This is a genomic window from Micromonospora sp. NPDC000089, assembly GCF_042899365.1.
Taxonomy (GTDB): domain Bacteria; phylum Actinomycetota; class Actinomycetes; order Mycobacteriales; family Micromonosporaceae; genus Micromonospora.
This window is the reverse complement of the sequence record NZ_JBIAZT010000002.1, coordinates 364274-381292: the sequence shown is the minus strand read 5'-3', so window position 1 is coordinate 381292 and position 17019 is coordinate 364274. Positions and strand designations below refer to the sequence as shown.

The 17019-nt window shown below is 74.2% G+C and carries 15 protein-coding genes; 8 read left to right on the top strand and 7 right to left on the bottom strand.

The window, feature by feature from the left end; genetic code table 11:
* Nucleotides 1–64 precede the first annotated feature (64 nt).
* Nucleotides 65–1768: a putative bifunctional diguanylate cyclase/phosphodiesterase gene (locus ACFY3U_RS05195; RefSeq protein ID WP_387195957.1), complete on the top strand. Its 1704-nt coding sequence runs from the start codon at nt 65–67 to the stop codon at nt 1766–1768.
* A 10-nt stretch (nt 1769–1778) separates the two neighbouring features.
* On the opposite strand, the gene ACFY3U_RS05190 is transcribed toward ACFY3U_RS05195, so the two are convergent.
* Together ACFY3U_RS05190 and ACFY3U_RS05185 are read right to left on the bottom strand one after the other, a co-directional pair.
* A complete protein-coding gene (locus tag ACFY3U_RS05190; RefSeq protein WP_387195138.1) occupies nt 1779–2903 on the bottom strand; it encodes a glycosyltransferase family 4 protein in 1125 nt (374 codons plus the stop codon).
* Nucleotides 2900–4159: a M48 family metallopeptidase gene (locus ACFY3U_RS05185; protein ID WP_387195135.1), complete on the bottom strand. Its 1260-nt coding sequence runs from the start codon at nt 4157–4159 to the stop codon at nt 2900–2902. Before ACFY3U_RS05185 ends, ACFY3U_RS05190 begins: the two co-directional genes overlap by 4 nt.
* Before the next feature lie 206 nt (nt 4160–4365).
* Here ACFY3U_RS05185 and ACFY3U_RS05180 point away from each other — a divergent pair, with 206 nt between their 5' ends.
* Together ACFY3U_RS05180 and ACFY3U_RS05175 are read left to right on the top strand one after the other, a co-directional pair.
* Nucleotides 4366–4872, top strand: a complete 507-nt coding sequence (locus ACFY3U_RS05180; protein ID WP_387195132.1) for a hypothetical protein — start codon at nt 4366–4368, stop codon at nt 4870–4872.
* Between the two features lie 32 nt (nt 4873–4904).
* Nucleotides 4905–5750 carry a DUF4097 domain-containing protein gene (locus tag ACFY3U_RS05175; protein WP_387195129.1) on the top strand — a complete coding sequence of 282 codons (846 nt, stop codon included), beginning with the start codon at nt 4905–4907 and terminating at the stop codon, nt 5748–5750.
* Between the two features lie 14 nt (nt 5751–5764).
* Here the strand turns inward: ACFY3U_RS05175 and ACFY3U_RS05170 are convergent, their stop codons facing one another.
* Both ACFY3U_RS05170 and ACFY3U_RS05165 read right to left on the bottom strand, forming a co-directional pair.
* A complete protein-coding gene (locus tag ACFY3U_RS05170; protein WP_387195126.1) occupies nt 5765–5986 on the bottom strand; it encodes a hypothetical protein in 222 nt (73 codons plus the stop codon).
* Nucleotides 5987–6181: 195 nt separating this feature from the next.
* Complete coding sequence (locus ACFY3U_RS05165; protein ID WP_387195124.1) at nt 6182–7675, bottom strand: NYN domain-containing protein; 1494 nt, start codon at nt 7673–7675, stop codon at nt 6182–6184.
* Nucleotides 7676–7802: 127 nt separating this feature from the next.
* On the opposite strand from ACFY3U_RS05165, the gene ACFY3U_RS05160 reads away from it, so the two are divergent.
* The 5 genes from ACFY3U_RS05160 (at nt 7803) to ACFY3U_RS05140 (ending at nt 13292) form a co-directional block, all read left to right on the top strand.
* Nucleotides 7803–9560, top strand: a complete 1758-nt coding sequence (locus ACFY3U_RS05160) for a DEDD exonuclease domain-containing protein (protein WP_387195121.1) — start codon at nt 7803–7805, stop codon at nt 9558–9560.
* A 128-nt stretch (nt 9561–9688) separates the two neighbouring features.
* The gene (locus ACFY3U_RS05155) at nt 9689–11473 is read left to right on the top strand and encodes a RelA/SpoT family protein (protein ID WP_387195954.1); all 1785 of its coding nucleotides are present in this window, start codon (nt 9689–9691) and stop codon (nt 11471–11473) included.
* A gap of 76 nt (nt 11474–11549) precedes the next feature.
* Complete coding sequence (locus ACFY3U_RS05150) at nt 11550–12089, top strand: NUDIX hydrolase (RefSeq protein WP_387195118.1); 540 nt, start codon at nt 11550–11552, stop codon at nt 12087–12089.
* Nucleotides 12086–12976 carry an NDP-sugar synthase gene (locus ACFY3U_RS05145; RefSeq protein WP_387195116.1) on the top strand — a complete coding sequence of 297 codons (891 nt, stop codon included), beginning with the start codon at nt 12086–12088 and terminating at the stop codon, nt 12974–12976. Before ACFY3U_RS05150 ends, ACFY3U_RS05145 begins: the two co-directional genes overlap by 4 nt.
* Before the next feature lie 31 nt (nt 12977–13007).
* On the top strand, nt 13008–13292 hold the full coding sequence (locus ACFY3U_RS05140) for an Lrp/AsnC family transcriptional regulator (protein ID WP_387195113.1): 285 nt from the start codon (nt 13008–13010) through the stop codon (nt 13290–13292).
* Between the two features lie 91 nt (nt 13293–13383).
* Here the strand turns inward: ACFY3U_RS05140 and ACFY3U_RS05135 are convergent, their stop codons facing one another.
* The 3 genes from ACFY3U_RS05135 to ACFY3U_RS05125 all read right to left on the bottom strand — a co-directional run bounded on the left by ACFY3U_RS05135 (nt 13384) and on the right by ACFY3U_RS05125 (nt 16966).
* Nucleotides 13384–14076, bottom strand: a complete 693-nt coding sequence (locus tag ACFY3U_RS05135) for a DUF4142 domain-containing protein (RefSeq protein ID WP_387195110.1) — start codon at nt 14074–14076, stop codon at nt 13384–13386.
* Between the two features lie 173 nt (nt 14077–14249).
* Entirely contained in the window at nt 14250–15881 is a 1632-nt protein-coding gene (locus tag ACFY3U_RS05130; RefSeq protein WP_387195107.1) for a cytochrome b N-terminal domain-containing protein, read from the bottom strand.
* Nucleotides 15878–16966, bottom strand: coding sequence for a ubiquinol-cytochrome c reductase iron-sulfur subunit (locus ACFY3U_RS05125; RefSeq protein ID WP_387195104.1), 1089 nt, complete (start codon nt 16964–16966; stop codon nt 15878–15880). Before ACFY3U_RS05125 ends, ACFY3U_RS05130 begins: the two co-directional genes overlap by 4 nt.
* Nucleotides 16967–17019: the final 53 nt, after the last annotated feature.

Sequence of the window (17019 nt, the reverse complement as noted above, 5' to 3'; positions counted from 1 at the left end):
GTCCTGCCCCGGCACGTTCGCCCGGGCCTGGGCCAAGGCGGTCTCCGGCACCAGCTACCTGCCGATGACCCAGGCGCAGCTGGAGGCGCTGCTGCAGCGGCTCACCGAGCGGCTGGCCGGGGCGCTGCTGGCCGAGCCGTTCGACCACCGGGTCGGCCTCCAGGTCGGCGCCGAGCTGGTCGCCGCGCACATCGCCTCGGCGGAGGGGCTGGGCCGCACGGTGGAGGTGATCCAGCTGCGCCTGGTCCGGGATCTCGGGCTGGTCGCCGACGACGTGACCGACCGGATGGCCCGGCTGCTGGCCACCGTCACCACCGGGTACGCCCGCGCGCTGCGCGACCGCACCCTGGACGAGCAGGAGTCGATCCGCCGGGCGGCGATGATGGCCCGGGCCCAGGCCGAGCGGGCGTTGCGCGACAGCGAGTCCCGCTTCCGGCACCAGGCCACCCACGACCCGCTGACCGGCCTGCCCAACCGGGCCCTGTTCACCGAGCGGCTGAGCGCGGCCATCGCCGAGCCGGGCGGGGGCGCGGACCGGGTCGCCGTCTGCTTCCTCGACCTCGACCGGTTCAAGGTGGTCAACGACTCGCTCGGTCACCAGGTCGGCGACGCCCTGCTGGTGGCGGTCGCCCAACGGTTGCGCCGGGCGCTCGGCGAGCACCTGGTCGCCCGGTTGGGCGGAGATGAGTTCGTCGTGCTGGTGGAGCGTACGGCCCGTGCCGACGACGCGGTCCGGGTCGCCGAGGCGGCGCTGACCGCGGTCGGCGAGCCGGCTCTGGTGCACGGGCACGAGCTGACCGTGTCGGCCAGCATCGGCATCGTGGAGCGTCCGGTCGCCGGCACCACGCCGGGCGAGCTGATGCGGGCGGCGGACAGCACCCTGCACTGGGCGAAGGCGGCCGGCGGCGCGCGCTGGTCCATCTTCGACCCCGAGCGGCACCGCGCCGACCTGGCCCGGTACGCCCTCTCCGCGGCCATCCCCACCGCCATCGACCGGGGCGAGTTCTTTCTGGACTACCAGCCGCTGACCTCGCTGCGCGACGGCACGCTGGTCGGGGTGGAGGCGCTGGTGCGGTGGCGCCACCCCGAGCTCGGCCTGCTGCGCCCGGACACGTTCATCGGGCTGGCCGAGGAGACCGGGCTGATCGTCCGGCTCGGGAGCTGGGTGCTGGCCGAGGCGTGCCGGGAGGCGTCCACCTGGTCGGCCGCCGGCCCGGCGCCGTTCGTCAGCGTCAACCTCGCCGTCCGCCAGGTGCACCGGCCGGAGCTGGTCGCCGAGGTACGCGAGCTGCTGCGCCGCACCGGCCTGCCACCCGAGCGGCTGCAGCTGGAGATCACCGAGAGCACCATGATGAGCACCGCCGAGGAGCCGGTGCGCGCGCTGCGGATCCTGGCCGACCTCGGGGTGCGGATCGCCATCGACGACTTCGGCACCGGCTACTGCAACCTGGCGTACCTGCGGGACCTGCCGGTGACCGAGCTGAAGGTGGCCGGCGAGTTCGTCACCGGGCTGCGCGCGCCGGCCACCGAGCCGGCCGGCCGCACCGACGAGCGGATCCTCGCCTCGCTGGTCTCGCTGGCCCACGCGCTGGACCTGACCGTCACCGCCGAGGGGGTGGAGACCGCCGGGCAGGCCGACCGGCTGCGGGCGATCGGCTGCGACACCGGCCAGGGCTGGCACTTCGGCCGCCCGGGGCCGGCGGACCGGCTGCCGGGCCGGGTGCCCACGCTCGTCGGCACCGGCGGCGACGGCGGCAACCGGCCCTGAGCCCCGGGGATCAGCCGGCGAGCAGCGCGGCCATCCGGTGCGCCTGGGTCTCCCAGCGCCACTCCCGCTCCACCCAGGCCCGACCGGCCGCGCCGAGCTGGCGGGCCAGGTCCCGGTCGGCGAGCAGGGTGGCCACCCGGTCGGCGAGGGCGGCGACGTCCCGACCGCCCACCACGTAACCGGTCTCCCCCTCGCGGACCGCGTCCGGCGCGCCGCCGGAGTCGCCGGCCACCACGGGCAGGCCGGTGGCCGACGCCTCCAGGTAGACGATGCCGAGCCCCTCCACGTCCAGGCCGCGGTTGCGGGTCCGGCAGGGCATCGCGTAGACGTCGCCGGCCGCGTAGTGGGCGGGCAGCTCGGCCGACGGCACCGAGCCGGTGAAGACCACGTCCCGCTCCACCCCGACCTGCCGGGCCAGCTTCTCCAGCGTCGCCCGGTACGGCCCGCCGCCGACCACCAGCAGCGCCGCGTCCGACACCCGGCGGCGGATCTCCGGCAGGGCCCGGATCAGCATGTCCTGCCCCTTGCGGGGAACCAGCCGGGACACGCAGACCACCACCGGCCGGTCGGCCAGCCCGAGCCGGACCCGGACCGGCTCCCCGTCGACGGACGGGTGGTAGGTGTCGACGTCCACCCCGGGGGCGAGCCGGCGCAGCTCGGTGACGCCGTGCAGCGCGCGTTCCAGCCGTACCCGGGTGTAGTCGCCGAGGTAGGTGACCACGTCCGTACCCCGGCCGATCCGGCGCAGCGCGGACCGGGCGGCGGGCAGCGCGGCCCAGCCGACCTCATGGCCGTGGGTGAGCGCGACCGCCCGGCGGACGCCGGCCCGGCGGCGCAGCCCGGCGGCGAGCAGCCCGAGCGGGGCGGCGGCGCCGAACCAGACGGTGTCGCAGTCGTGCTCGCGGGCGAGCCGGGCGGCCCGGCGGGCGATCAGCGGGGTGGGCAGCAGCACCCGGGTCCGCTCCCGGATCACCGGGAACGGCTGGTCGGCGTCGAACTTGGCCGCACCGGGCCAGCTGGACGCGTAGACCACCACCGAGCCGGTGGGCTGGCGCACCGCCAGGTTGTGCACGAAGGACTGGATGCCGCCGGGTCGCGGCGGGAAGTCGTTGGTGATCAGCAGCGTACGGCTCATCGGCCGGCCTTCCGGGCGAAGAAGCGGGCGGCGGCCATCCGCTCCACGGTGGACGGGTGCGAGGCCGACCAGAGGTACTCGGCGCGGGGCGGATCCGGGTCGGCCAGGTTGACCCCGGCCAGCCGGCGCTGCATCGCCTCGAAGGTGGCCGGGTCGGCGGTCAGCGCCAGGGCGTGCGCGTCGGCGCGCGCTTCGACCCGGCGGGAGACCAGCGCCTGGACCGGGGTGGCGACCAGCCCGGCCACCGTGACCAGGGCGATCAGCAGCGGGAACGCGCGCGGTTCGGCGATCTGGTCGACCCCGGCCTGGCGCAGCAGCGGCGTCCACGAGCCGATCAGGTAGAGCGCGACCACGGCCGCGGCGGCGCCCAACGCACCGGTCAGCGTGCCGGTCCAGACGTCCCGGTCCTTGGCGTGGCCCAGCTCGTGGGCGACCACGCTGGTCACCTCGGCCGGGGTGGCCTCGCGCAGCAGGGTGTCGTAGACGACCACCCGGCGGGTCGGGCCGAGCCCGGAGACGTACGCGTTGACCGCCCGGGTGCGGCGGGACGCGTCGGCGACCAGCACGTCGCGGACGGGCACCCCGTCCCGGGCGGCCAGGCTGGTCAGCTCGGTGCGCAGCGGGCCGGCCTCCATCGGGGTGAACCGGTTGAACACCGGCTCCACCAGCACCGGCAGCACGAAGGAGAGCAGCACCACCAGGCCGGCCGCGCCGGCCGCGCCGAACGCCCACCACCAGCGCGGGGCGAGCCGGGTGACGGCGTAGAAGCCGAGCAGCGCGACCGCCCCGATCACCGCGCTGACCGCGTACGACTTGAGCAGGTCGACGGCCCAGCCGCTCCAACCGTGGGTGCTCAGCCCGTACCGGGTGAGCACGGACTGCCGCCAGGCCGCGAACGGCAGGGTGAGCAGGTCGGCGACGAGGATAACGGCGAGCCCGCCGAGTACCGCGCGGGCGATCCAGTGGCCGCCGAACGGGCGGCCGGCCAGCTCGACCAGGCGCGCGCCCAGCGGGGTGAGCCCGAGCAGCAGCGCCACCAGCAGCCCGGCGGCCAGCCCGCCGTACGACCCGGGACGCAGCGCGGCGTGGAGTTCCCGCCCCCGGGTCACCTGGTCAACGGGGAGGTCACGCAGCGCGGCGAGCTGGTCGGCCCGGGGCGCGGGCGGGCGGTGCCAGGGCACCAGCAGCGCGCCGGCCACCACCAGCGCCAGCACCAGGGCGGCCAGCGTCAGCAGCGCCCAGCCGCGCGGGCTCACGCCGGCACCTCGCCCGCCGGGCCGCCGCCATCACGCCGTACCCGCGTCATGCCGCTCCTCCTGCCGTGGCCGCCCATCCTATTGCCCGCCCGACCGGTCGGGTCGAGGGGAGGCGGGCGTCAACTGACATCGCCTTGGCGTCATTTGACGCCACCGAGAGGCCATATCCTCTTGCCATGACGTCATGATGGTGCCACTATGACGTCATGGATTTGAACTCGTACGTCGAAAGCCTCCGACGGGAGCTGGTCGACGCCGCCGAACTCGGCGGTGCCGACGCCCGCAGCCTCGCCGGTCGGCTCACCGGGCCGATGGAGTCGGCGTTCCGGCTCGCCCTGCTGGAGGCGCTCTCCGGCGCCGCCGCCGAGATCACCCGCGACCTGGCCCCCGGCTCGGTCGAGGTCCGGCTGCGCGGCCGGGAGCCCTACTTCGTGGTGACACCACCACCCGCCGAACCGCAGCCCGACACCACCGAGCCGGCGGACGTCCCGGTGACGGCTCCCGAGGCCGAAGACGGCCCCGTCTCCCGGATCAGCCTCCGCCTGCCCGACCAGCTCAAGGGTCGGGTGGAGGAGGCGGCCAACCGGGACGGCCTCTCGGTCAACGCCTGGCTGGTGCGGGCCGTCACCGCCGCCGTCCAGTCCGGCTCCCCCACCCGGCCCACCACCCTGGCCCCGCGCAGCGCCCAGCACTTCACCGGCTGGGTCCGATGACCATCCCCACCCTTTCCCCGAGGAGGAACACCGTGCCCACCTTCAACACCCCCGGACCGGTCGAGACCACCATCGAGGTCGTCGTCGGCGACGTCCGGATCACCGCCGCCGACCGCGACACCACCGTCGTCGAGGTACGCCCCACCGACCCGGCCGCCGAGGCGGACGTCCGGGCCGCCGAGCAGACCCGGGTCGAGTACGCGGACGGCCGGCTGCTGATCCGCGCGCCGCGCCAGAAGGTGCTCGGCATGTTCGGCAAGCCCGGCTCCGTCGACGTCACCGTCGACCTGCCGACCGGCTCCTCCGTACGCGGCACCGCCTCGGTCGGGGCCTTCCGCTGCGCCGGCCGGCTCGACGAGTGCCGGCTGAAGACCTCGGCCGGCGACCTCGAGGTCGACCGGACCGGCCCGCTCGAGGCGTCCACGTCGGTCGGCGCGGTCGAGGTGGCCGCCGTCGCCGGGCGCGCCGAGGTGAGCACCGACTCGGGCCGGATCCGGATCGGCGAGGTGGACGGCGCCGCCGTCATCAAGAACTCCAACGGCGACAGCTTCGTCGGCGTCGTCGCCGGCGACCTGCGGATCAACGCCGCGAACGGCCACATCGTCGTCGACCGGGCCGGCGCCGGGGTCACCGCCGCGACCGCCAACGGCGACATCCGTCTCGGCGAGGTGTCCGGCGGCGCCGTGTCGATGAAGACCGCGATGGGCCGGTTGGAGGTCGGCATCCGCCCCGGCGCCGCCGCCTGGCTGGACCTGCACACCCAGTTCGGCACGGTGCGCAACGAGATCGCCCCGTCGGACGCCCCGACCGCCGGCGACCGGACCGTCGAGGTCCGGGCCCGCACCGCGTACGGCGACATCGTCGTCCGGCGCAGCTGACCGAGCCGGCGCGCTCAGGCCGCCGTCCGACCCCGCCGCCCCGCACGGGGGGAGACGGCGGGGTCGGACGGCGGCAGCACCTCCACCTCGAAGCCGGCCCGGGCGAACACCTCGATCGCCCGGGCCTCGGCCGCGCCCAGGCCGGCCGTCGGCGAGTCCACGTCGAACAGAGCGGTCACCAGACACTCGGCGCAGCCCGCGCCGCGGATGTCACAGCGGTCGCACTCGATCAGCATCGTGCCTCCTGCGGACGGAGTCGGGCAGCGGGGTTGGCATCCTCGTCACCACCCGGCCACCGTCGGTCAGGTCGGACACTAGTCATCGGGTACGACACAATCGGACAACGGTGATCAACACGGCCCGAACGACGGCCGCCGTCCACGCCTCGCCGCGAGGGCGACGGCTGCCGTCCGCCCCTCGCCGTACGAACGTCAGGAGCGGGCCAGCCGGCGCAGCAGCGAGTCCGCCCCCAGCGGGTACGCGCCGTGCCGGCGTACCCCGTCGGCGACCTCCCGGTCGGAGGAGACCACCACCACCGGGCGGCCGGGCGGTTCGGCCCGGACCAGGCGCCGGATCAGCTCGTCGGCCGTCTCGCCCTTGCGCGAGAACAGCACCCGCACCCCGCGCGGCGCCGGCGGCAGCCCGTGCATCCGCTCGGCGCCGTCGAAGACCACGGTCACCTCGTCACCGGTCTGCGCGGCGATCCCGCCGAGGCCGGTGATCAGGCGTTTGCGCTGCTGCTCCAGCGACATCTCACCGAAGCCGCGCTTGGTCACGTTGTAGCCGTCGACCACCAGGTGCGCGCGGGGCAGGGCGAGCAGCTGGTCCAGCCGGGCCGGGTCGTCGGTGTCCCGGGCCCGGGCGCCCGGGCCGCCACCGGCCGGGTTGGCCGGCGACTCGGAGAACGCGTCCGCGACGAAGTCCGCCGGCAACTTCTCCACCGGGTCCAGGGCCAGCTCCCGGCGCAGGCCGACGGCGGCCTGCCCGATGGTCTCCAGCAGCAGCCAGAGCCGGGCGTCGTCGACCGAGCGGGCCTCCTTCGCGGTGGCCCTGGCCACCCCGGCCGCGGCCTCCGCCTCGGCCAGCCGGGCCCGGACCCGGCGCAGCTCAGCGTCGGTGTCGGCGGTCGCCCGGGCGGCCCGGCCGCGCTCGGTGGCCAGCAGCTCCGCGGCCCGGCGCTCGCGGGCCTGGACCTCGCGCAGGGTACGGCCCAGCTGACGGTTCTCCTCGCGCAGCTGACCCAGCTCCTCCCGGACCCGGGCCAGCTCGTCGCGGAGCTTGTCCGCCTCGACCCGGGCCACCGCCCGGTCGTGCTCGGCCCGGGTGGCCCGCTGCTCGGCCTCGCGGACCAACTCGGCGACGACCGCGCTGTCCGCCTCGGCGCGCACCGCGGCGCCGCTGGCGTCGATCAGCTCGCGCCAGCCGCGCGGGCGGGCCAGGTAGGCCAGCGCGGCCACCTCGACCGGATCGGCGGCGGCCGGCGCGGTGCCGTCGACCACGGCCGCGCCGAGGTCGCCGGCGTCGGCCAGGACCCGCGCGGTGACCCGCTGCCGGAACAGTGGGTCGGCGGTGAGCTGGGCGGCGATCGCCGGCGCGCCCAGCCGGGCCCGCCGGTTCGGGGCGAACTTGGCCACCCGGCGCAGCGGCACCGGCACCTCGTCGGCCGGCAGCACCGGCAGCACCGTCGCGGTAAGCGCGACGATCCGCTGGCGGACCGGCTCGGGCAGCGTCGGCTCGGGCTCGGCCGCTGTCGGCGCGGAATCCGCGGCGGTCGGCGCAGGCTCCGCGGGGGTCGGCTCGGGCTCGGACTCCGGCGGTGTCGGCTCCGGCTCGGGCGCCCCCGCACCCGGCTCCACGCCGCCGGAGAGCGCGGCGTCGGACGACTCCTCGGGGAGGTGGTCGTCGTACGGCTCGGTGAGGGGCATGGGGCAAGTCTCCCACCGCGAGCGGGCCCACTGCCGGGCGAGTGAGCCGATCTCTCATCCTAGCGCCGGGGTGACCGGTGGGGCCGGTGTGCGGGGAGTGTCGGACCGGGCGGCTAACCTGCCGGCCGTGACACGAGGGGAGTTCGTCCAGCAGTCGTTGGCCGGTCTGGATCCGCCGGCCGACGGTCGGGTCGACCCGGCGCTGCCGCTGCACGCGACGACCTTCGTGGTGGTCGACCTGGAGACCACCGGTGGGGCCCCCGACGGCGGCGGGATCACCGAGATCGGTGCGGTCAAGGTGCGCGGCGGCGAGCAGCTGGGGGTGCTGGGCACCCTGGTCAACCCGGGCGTGCCGATCCCGCCGTTCATCACCGTGCTGACCGGGATCACCCAGGCCATGCTCGTCCCGGCGCCGCCGATCGAGCAGGTGCTGCCCAGCTTCCTGGAGTTCCTCACCGACGCCGTGCTGGTGGCGCACAACGCCCCCTACGACGTGGGCTTCCTCAAGGCCGCCTGCGCGAAGCACGGCTACCGCTGGCCCAATCCCCGGGTGCTGGACACCGCCGCGCTGGCCCGCCGGGTGCTCACCCGCGACGAGGTGCCCAACCGCAAGCTCGGCACGCTCGCGGCCTACTTCCGCACCGCCACCCAGCCCACCCACCGGGCGCTCGACGACGCCCGGGCCACCGTGGACGTGCTGCACGGGCTGATCGGCCGACTGGGCGGGCACCGCGTCGACACGATCGGCGAGGCGATCGAGTTCACCCGGGCGGTCACCCCCACCCAGCGGCGCAAGCGGCACCTCGCCGAGGGGCTGCCCAAGGCGCCCGGCGTCTACATCTTCCGCGCCGCCGACGGCCGCCCGCTCTACGTCGGCACGTCCGGTGACATCGCCACCCGGGTGCGCAGCTACTTCACCGCCGCCGAGAAGCGGGCCCGGATGTCCGAGATGCTGGCCGCGGCCGAGCGGGTCGAGGCGGTCGAGTGCGCCCATCCGCTGGAGGCCGAGGTCCGCGAGCTGCGGCTGATCGCCGCGCACGCCCCGCCGTACAACCGGCGGTCTAAGTTCCCCGAGCGGATGGTCTGGCTGAAGCTGACCGACGGGCCGTACCCACGGTTGTCGGTGGTGCGCAACCTCGCCCCCGGAGACACCGCCTACCTCGGCCCGTTCCGCTCCAAACAGGCCGCCGAGCTGGCCGCGGCCGGCTTCCACGACGCGGTCCCGCTGCGCCAGTGCACCCACCGGCTGTCGTTGCGCACGGTGACGCCGTCCTGCGCGCTGGCCGAGCTGGGTCGCTGCCCGGCGCCCTGCGAGCACCGGATCTCTCCGGAGGAGTACGACGACCGTGCGGCCGCCCCGTTCCGCACCGCGACGGCGAGCGACCCGCAGGTGGTGGTGGACGCCCTGCTGGCCCGGATCGGCACGCTGGCGGCGGCCCAGCGCTACGAGGAGGCGGCGGTGGTCCGGTCCCGGCTGGCCGCGGTGCTGCGGGCGGCCGTACGCATGCAGCGGTTGGCCGGGCTGACCCGGATCGCCGAGCTGGCCGCCGCCCGGCGTGCCCCCGGCGGCGGCTGGGAGCTGGCCCTGGTCCGGCACGGCCGGCTGGCCGGGGCCGGGGTATCGCCGCCCGGGGTGCACCCCCGGCCGACGATCAACGCGATCCGGGCCACCGCCGAGACGGTGCCACCCGGCCACGGTCCGGTGCCCCGGGCCTCGGCCGAGGAGACCGAGCGGATCCTGTCCTGGTTGGAGCGGCCGGAGACCCGGCTGGTGGAGATGACCTCCGGATGGTCGTCCCCGGTGGCCGGTGCGGGCCGGTTCCGCGACCTGTTGGCGAAGGCCGAGCACGGCGGATCCCACCAACTCTCAACCGAACGCTCATGAGCAAGTGTCCGATCGGACCACGGAGACTCGCATAGGCTGTCAGGGGAGTGCAGTCCTGCCCGTTTCGTGGGCCTGCTTCCGGTTGACCGCGAGGGTGACCGCGGAGCCGGGGTGAGGAGGTGTCCTTCGTGGACGTCGACGCCGGACACGGCGCCGCCCTGGGGGGCGCGCTACCGACCCAGCCCGGGGAGCTGCCGCTGTCCCGCCGGTTGCGCTCCCTGCTCAGCTGGCCGACCACCGACAGCGAACCGGTCGGGCCGTTGGTCCGTAACCACCGCGGCATCCACCCCAGCGCGGACGCGTCGGTGTTGCGCCGGGCGTACACGATCGCCGAGAACATGCACCGCGGTCAGTTCCGCAAGAGCGGCGAGCCGTACATCACCCACCCGCTCGCGGTCGCCGAGATCTGCGCCGAGCTGGGCATGGACACCACCACCCTGGTCGCCGCCCTGCTGCACGACACGGTGGAGGACACCCGCTACACCCTCCAGGCGCTCAGCGAGGACTTCGGCCCCGAGGTGGCCCACCTGGTCGACGGGGTGACCAAGTTCGACAAGGAGTTCTACGGCAAGGCCGCCGAGGCCGAGACGATCCGCAAGATGATCATCGCGGCCGGCAAGGACGTCCGGGTGCTGATCATCAAGCTGGCCGACCGGCTGCACAACATGCGTACCCTCGGGGTCCGGTCCGCGGCCTCGCGCGAGCGGATCGCGCGCAAGACCCAGGAGGTGCTGGTCCCGCTCTGCGACCGGCTCGGCATCCAGACCCTCAAGCGGGAGCTGGACGACGTGGTGCTGCTGCACCTGGAGCCCGACGAGCACGCCCGGATCGCCCGGCACGTGCACGACCGGCCCGGCTGGGACGGCTACCTCGCCGACGTGGTCGACCGGGCCAAGGCGGCGCTGCGGCGCAACCGGGTGGACGCCGAGGTCGGCGCCCGCCCCCGGCACCTCTACTCGATCTGGAAGGACACCGTCGCCGGCGGCCACCCCGCCCCCTTCGACCTGCCCCGGATCGCGATCGTGGTGGACGGCCCGGAGACCGACTGCTACGCCGCCCTCGGCGCGGTGCACGGGCTCTGGCGGCCGGTGCCCGGCCGGTTCAAGGACTTCATCGCCTCCCCCAAGAACAACCTCTACCGGTCGCTGCACACCAGCGTCTGCGGGCCGCAGGGGCGCACGGTGGAGGTGCTCATCCGCACCGAGGAGATGCACCGCTGCGCCGAGTACGGCATCGCCGCGCAGTTCCGCTTCCCGCGGTCGTCCGGTGGCTCCCGCCGGGACCAGCTGGCCTGGCTGCGCCGGGTGCTGGACTGGGAGCAGGAGGCCCCCGACCCGGCCCAGTTCCTCCGCTCGCTGCGCGGCGACCTGGCCGAGGCGCAGATCCAGGTGGTCGCCGACGGGCGGCAGGTGGTGCTCCCGGCCGGCGCCACCCCGGTGGACCTGGCGTACGAGCTGGGCACCGAGCGCGGCGACCACTGCCTCGCCGCCCGGATCAACGGCCGGCTGGCGCCGCTGGCGTCCGAGCTGGACGAGGGCGACGTGGTGGAGATCTTCACCGAGAACGACGCGGAGAGCGGGTTCGAGGCGGACGCCGCGCCCCGCGGCCCCCGGCGGGAGTGGCTCGGCTTCGTCAAGTCACCGCACGCCCAGATGCAGATCAACCGCTGGTTCGCCGAGCACACCTCGCCGGGCATCTCGATCGCCGACAAGGTACGCCTCGGCCGGGCCACCATCGGGCTGGCGCTGCGCAAGCACGACCGCGGGCTGGCCAGCGACCTGCCGCTGCTGCGGCTGTCCGAGGAGCTCGGCTACCCCGACCTGGAGACCATGCTGGTGGCGGTCTTCGACCGCGCCCTGGAACCGGACACCGTGGTACGCCAGCTCATCGACCTGGTCGACCACCGGCAGTGACCCGACCGGGCCGATCCGTCCGGGTCACCCGTCGCCCCGCCCACCGGGGCCGGCCCGGCACGGCTAGCCTGGGGTCATGATCCCCCGCTCCCGCGCCACCGGCAGGGCCGTCGCCTACAAGGTGTTCTACCGGCTGCCGGTGGGCGTGCGCCGCCGGCTGGTACGGCTCGCGGTGCGCAAGTACATCGTCGGGGCGGTGACCCTGGTCCGGGACGCCGAGGCCACCGGTCCGGGCCGGATCCTGCTGCTGCGCCAGCCGCCCGGGCACAGCTGGACGCTGCCGGCCGGGCTGCTGCAGCGCGGCGAGACCCCGGTGGTCGGCGCGGCCCGCGAGCTGCACGAGGAGTCCGGCATCCGGCTGTCCCCCGACCGGCTGCGCCCCGCCGTGCCGAACGCCCTGGTGCACGACAAGGGCTGGGTGGACATGGTCTTCGAGACGGAGGTGCCCGCCTCCCGCACCGCGCTGAAGGTCGACGGCGCCGAGGTCTTCGAGGCCGGCTGGTATCCGCTGGACGAGCTGCCCCGGCTGAGCCGGGCGACCGCCAACCTGCTCGGGCATTACGGCATCGGGCCGCGGGCCGGGAAGGTTCCGCCGGCCGGCCGCCCGCCCGCGTGAGCACCGCCGGGGCGGAGGTCTGCGCCGTGGTGCTCGCCGCCGGCGAGGGCACCCGGCTGCGCCCGCTCACCGAGACCCTGCCCAAGGCGCTCTGCCCGGTCGGCAACGTGCCGCTGCTGGAGCGGGCGCTGGCCCGGCTGGCCGGGCTGGGGCTCACCGGGCCGGGTCGGGTCGCGGTGAACGCCTGTTACCTCGCCGAGCAGGTGGTGGCGCACGTCGGTCACCGGGCGCACCTGTCGGTCGAGCCCGGGGACCCGCTCGGCACCGCCGGCGGGCTGGGCAACCTGCGGGACTGGATCGCCGGGCGCGGGGTGCTGGTCGGCAACGCCGACGCGTACCTCGCCGACCCGGACGCCCCGCCGGGCCCGGACATCGCCGCGCTGCTGGCCGGCTGGGACGGGCACGGCGTACGGCTGCTCGGTCAGCCGGCCGCGGACCCGGCGGCCCCCGGCACCTTCGCCGGGTACGCCTTCACCGGGTTCTCGCTGCTGCCCTGGCACCGGGTCCGGGAGCTGCCGGCGACCTTCGGTGACCTGGTCCGCGCGGTGTGGCGGCCGGCCGAGGCGGCCGGTGAGCTGACCGTGGTGCCGTACCCCGGCACGTTCTTCGACACCGGCACGCCGGCCGACTACCTGGCGGCGAACCTGCACGCGGCCGGCGGCGGCGAGCTGGTCGACCCGGGCGCGACAGTGACCGGCCGGGTGCGGCAGGCGGTGGTCGGCGCGGGCGCGGTGGTACGCGGCGACGTGCGGCGGGCGGTGGTCTGGCCCGGCGCGACGGTCGGGCCCGACGAGCGGCTGCGCGACGCGGTACGCGCCGACGGCGGCCTCACCGTGCCCGCCGGCCGGCCCGATCCCGCCCTGCCGGCGGGCGAGGACCTAGCATGAGCCACGACGTCGACGAACGGAGAAACGTCCAGTGATCACCGCGATCGTCCTGATCGACTGCGCCACCGACTCGATCCCCGAGGTGGCGGAGAACCTGGCCAACCTGTCCGGTGTCAGCGAGGTCTACTCGGTGGCCGGGCACGTCGACCTGATCGCCATCGTCCGGGTCCGGGAGTTCGAGCAGATCGCCGAGGTGATCGCCGGCAGCATCTCCAAGGTGCCCGGAGTGATCAACACGGAGTCACACATCGCGTTCCGGGCGTACTCCCAGCACGACCTGGAGGAGGCCTTCGCGATCGGGCTGAACGCCGACTGACCCACCGGCCGACCCGCTGCCGAAAACCGGCCCGGCACGCGGCGGCCGGCCCGCCCCGGAGGGCGGACCGGCCGGTGCTGGCGCGATGCCGTCAGCTGTTGCCGGGAGCCGGCGTCTGGGTGGCGCCGCCCGGAGCGGGCTGCTCGGTGCCGCCCGGAGCGGGCTGCTCGGTGGTGCCGCCCGGCGCCGGGGACTCGGTGCCGCCCGGCGTACCGCTACCGCCCGGGCCCGGGGTGCCGCTGGCGCTGGCCTGCGGGACCGGGATGCCCAGCTGCTGGGCCAGTGCGACGAGCGCGTCGTAGTGCGCCTGCAGGACCGGCAGCGCGTCCTGGGCCAACTGGACCACGGACTGCTCGGAACCCTGCGAGATCTCGGTCTGGGTGGCCTGGATGGCCTGCACGTGGCCGGCCAGCTGGGCGGTCACCCACGCCTTGTCGAACTCGGCGCCCTTGAGGGTGCCCAGCTTGTCGAGGACCTTCTGCTGGTCGGCGGTGGGCTGGCTCGGCAGGGTCACGTTCAGCTGCTGCGCGGTGCTCTGCACCGTCTGGTCCAGCTGGGTGTGGTCCGTGACGAACATCTGCCCCAGGTCCTTGACCTGCTGGTTCTGTGCCTTCTGCTGCGCCAGGTTACCTGCGGTGATCTCGAACAGGTTCACCTGGTGCACCGCCTGCAGGTACTGGGTGTCCTGCGTCGACGGCTGTGCCGCGGCCTGGGCCGCGGCCGCGGGCGCCAGGCCGACCACCACCAGCGTGGCCAGCAGTCCCAGGCGTTTGATACCCAACATGTGTCCCTCCCCGTTTCGTTGGACCGCACGGATACCCGGCTGACGAGGGTTATTCCTGCGTTTCCACCCGTTGGGGACGGCGGCGGCCCGAAGGGCGGACGGCGGGGCGGGAAACGGACGTGGCGCCCGCCGGAGAGGATCCGGCGGGCGCCACGGTCGGGCGGTACGGGTGGTCAGCCGCGGCGCTCGCCGCTGCCGATCTCCTCGCGCTCGGGTCGAGCCTCGACCGGCGGGTGCCCCGGCGAGACCGGCGCCTCGGCCGGCTTCTCGATCGGGTAGAAGAAGCCCCGGATGGCCGGGCCGAGGGCACCGAGCCGGTTCATCTTCTTCGGCACCGGCCAGCCGACGTACTCCAGCTCACCGTGCCCGTCGGCGTGCCCGTCAACCGCGGAGAGCGGCTGGTGCACCTCGACGAAGCGGCCGTCCGGCAGGCGCCGGATGATGCCGGTCTCCACACCGTGGGCCAGCACCTCGCGGTCGTGCTGCTGCAGACCGAGGCAGAGGCGGTAGGTGATGTAGTACGCCAGCGGCGGGACCACCAACAGGCCGATCCGGCCCGCCCAGGTCATCGCGTTGAGGCTGATGTGGAACTTGTCGGCGATCACGTCGTTGCCGCCGGAGAGGGTCAGCACGACGTAGAAGGCGACCGCCATCGCGCCCACCGCGGTGCGGGCCGGGACGTCCCGGGGCCGCTGCAGCAGGTTGTGGTGCTTGTAGTCCTTGAGGCGGCGCGCCTCCACGAACGGGTACATCGTCGACAGGCCGACCAGGATGCCGGGCAGCACGACCGTCGGCCAGAACAGCGGCGGGATGACGTACCCGTCGCCGATCGGGATGTTGATCTGCCACGCCGGCATGAGGCGGGTGGAGCCGTCGAGGAACATGACGTACCAGTCGGGCTGGCTGGCCGCCGAGACCACCCACGCCTCGTACGGGCCGAAGTACCAGATCGGGTTGATCTGGAACAGACCGCCCATCAGCGCGACCACGCCGAAGACGATCATGAAGAAGCCACCCTGCTTGAGGGCGTAGCGCGGGAACATCCGCTCGCCGACCACGTTCTCGTTGGTCCGGCCGGGGCCGGGCCACTGGGTGTGCTTCTGCTTGAACACCAGACCCAGGTGGGCGCTGATCAGGGCGACCAGCAGACCCGGGATGAGCAGCACGTGGGCGATGAAGAACCGGCTGATGATGATCTCACCCGGGAACTCGCCACCGAAGATCGACGAGGTCAGCCAGGAACCGACCACCGGGATCGACAGCATGATGCCGGAGGCGATCCGCAGGCCGGTGCCGGAGAGGCCGTCGTCCGGCAGCGAGTAGCCGGTGAAGCCGGCCAGGAAGCCGACCCAGAACAGCAGCGAGCCGATGATCCAGTTCGTCTCCCGCGGCTTGCGGAACGCGCCGGTGAAGAAGACCCGCATCATGTGCACCACGATCGCGGCCATGAACAGCAGCGCCGACCAGTGGTGCATCTGCCGCATGATCAGACCACCCCGGACGTCGAACGACAGGTCCAGGCTGGAGGCGTACGCGGCCGACATCGGGGTGCCCCGCAGCGGGGCGTAGCTGCCGTTGTAGACCACCTCGGTCATCGCCGGCTCGTAGAAGAAGGTCAGGAACACACCGGTCAGCAGCAGGATCACGAACGAGAAGAGCGCGATCTCACCGAGCAGGAAGGACCAGTGGTCCGGGAAGACCTTGTTGAGCAGCTTGCGCAGGGGCGTGGCCACCTGGAAGCGGTCGTCCACTCCCCCGGCGGTCTTTGCCGGCACCGCTGCTACGTCGAACTTTCGGCGCTTCATGGCCGCTCCCAGAAGTCGGGGCCGATGGTTTCGGTGTAGTCGGACTTCGCCACGAAGAAGCCCTCCTCGTCCACCTCGATCGGCAGCTGCGGGAGCCGCCGGCTGGCCGGACCGAAGACCGGTCGAGCGTTGTCGGTGATCTGGAACTGCGACTGGTGGCAGGGGCAGAGCAGCCGGTTGGTCTGCTGCTCGTAGAGGCTGGCGGGGCAGCCGGCGTGGGTGCAGATCTTGGAGAACGCCGCGTAGTTGCCCCACATGTAGTCACCGTGGCCGACCCGCGCGTTGGCCTCGCGGGACTCCTGCGCGTCGTCCTCCCGCAGGTGGATCAGCAGGGTCGGCGAGTCGGCGTGCTTGTTGCTCACGCCGTCCTTGATGCCGGGGAAGACCGTGAGCTGGCCGCCGGCGCTGACGTCGGCCGGCCGGATCGGCCGGCCGTCCTCGCGGACCAGCCGGATCTTCTTACCGCCCTCGGCCGGCGCGAAGCCGGTGGTGAACATCTGGTTGTTCTTGTGCGGCTGCGAGATCAGGCCACCGACCAGCGGCGCCGCGGCGACCGCGCCCACCGGCAGCAGGCCGGCGACCAGCGAGACCCCGAGCAGCGGGCGACGCCGCACGCCGAGCTCGTCGGCCATGTAGAGCATGGTCTCGCCGGTGATCTTACGATCCTCCGGGGTGCCCGGCTGGTCGTGCCGGTCCTGGATCGAGACCTCCTTGGGCAGCAGCTTCTTGCCCCAGGTGAGGATGCCGAAGCCGATGCCGAGCAGGGCGACGCCCAGGGTGAGGCCGAGCAGCGGGGTGTACAGCTTGTCGCCGCCCCGGCCGGCCTCGTACCGCCACGGCCACCAGATGTAGATGGCCAGGAAGGCCGTCGCGGCCAGGCCGGTGAGCAGGAAGAACAGCGAGACCGTACGGGTCAGCCGGCGCTCGGCGCGGCTGCCCGGGACGACCTGCTCCTCGTAGTGGACGATCTCGATGTCGTCCCGACGCGCGCCCTCCTGGACGACGTCGAACCGGGACAGCCGGGGGTCCAGGACGTCGAGCTCTTCCCGGCCCTCGGGGGCCTGGCGCTCGGTGTGGGTGCTCATGCCGTCACCTCGCTACGGGCGGTGCCGGCGAACGGCACCACGGCAATGGTACA

Coding starts and splice junctions, on each gene's coding strand:
- ACFY3U_RS05195 (WP_387195957.1), top strand. CDS start 65: ATGACCCAGGCGCAGCTGGAGGCGCTGCTGCAGCGGCTCACCGAGCGG.
- ACFY3U_RS05190 (WP_387195138.1), bottom strand. CDS start 2,903: ATGAGCCGTACGCTGCTGATCACCAACGACTTCCCGCCGCGACCCGGC.
- ACFY3U_RS05180 (WP_387195132.1), top strand. CDS start 4,366: ATGGATTTGAACTCGTACGTCGAAAGCCTCCGACGGGAGCTGGTCGAC.
- ACFY3U_RS05170 (WP_387195126.1), bottom strand. CDS start 5,986: ATGCTGATCGAGTGCGACCGCTGTGACATCCGCGGCGCGGGCTGCGCC.
- ACFY3U_RS05165 (WP_387195124.1), bottom strand. CDS start 7,675: ATGCCCCTCACCGAGCCGTACGACGACCACCTCCCCGAGGAGTCGTCC.
- ACFY3U_RS05150 (WP_387195118.1), top strand. CDS start 11,550: ATGATCCCCCGCTCCCGCGCCACCGGCAGGGCCGTCGCCTACAAGGTG.
- ACFY3U_RS05135 (WP_387195110.1), bottom strand. CDS start 14,076: ATGTTGGGTATCAAACGCCTGGGACTGCTGGCCACGCTGGTGGTGGTC.
- ACFY3U_RS05130 (WP_387195107.1), bottom strand. CDS start 15,881: ATGAAGCGCCGAAAGTTCGACGTAGCAGCGGTGCCGGCAAAGACCGCC.
- ACFY3U_RS05125 (WP_387195104.1), bottom strand. CDS start 16,966: ATGAGCACCCACACCGAGCGCCAGGCCCCCGAGGGCCGGGAAGAGCTC.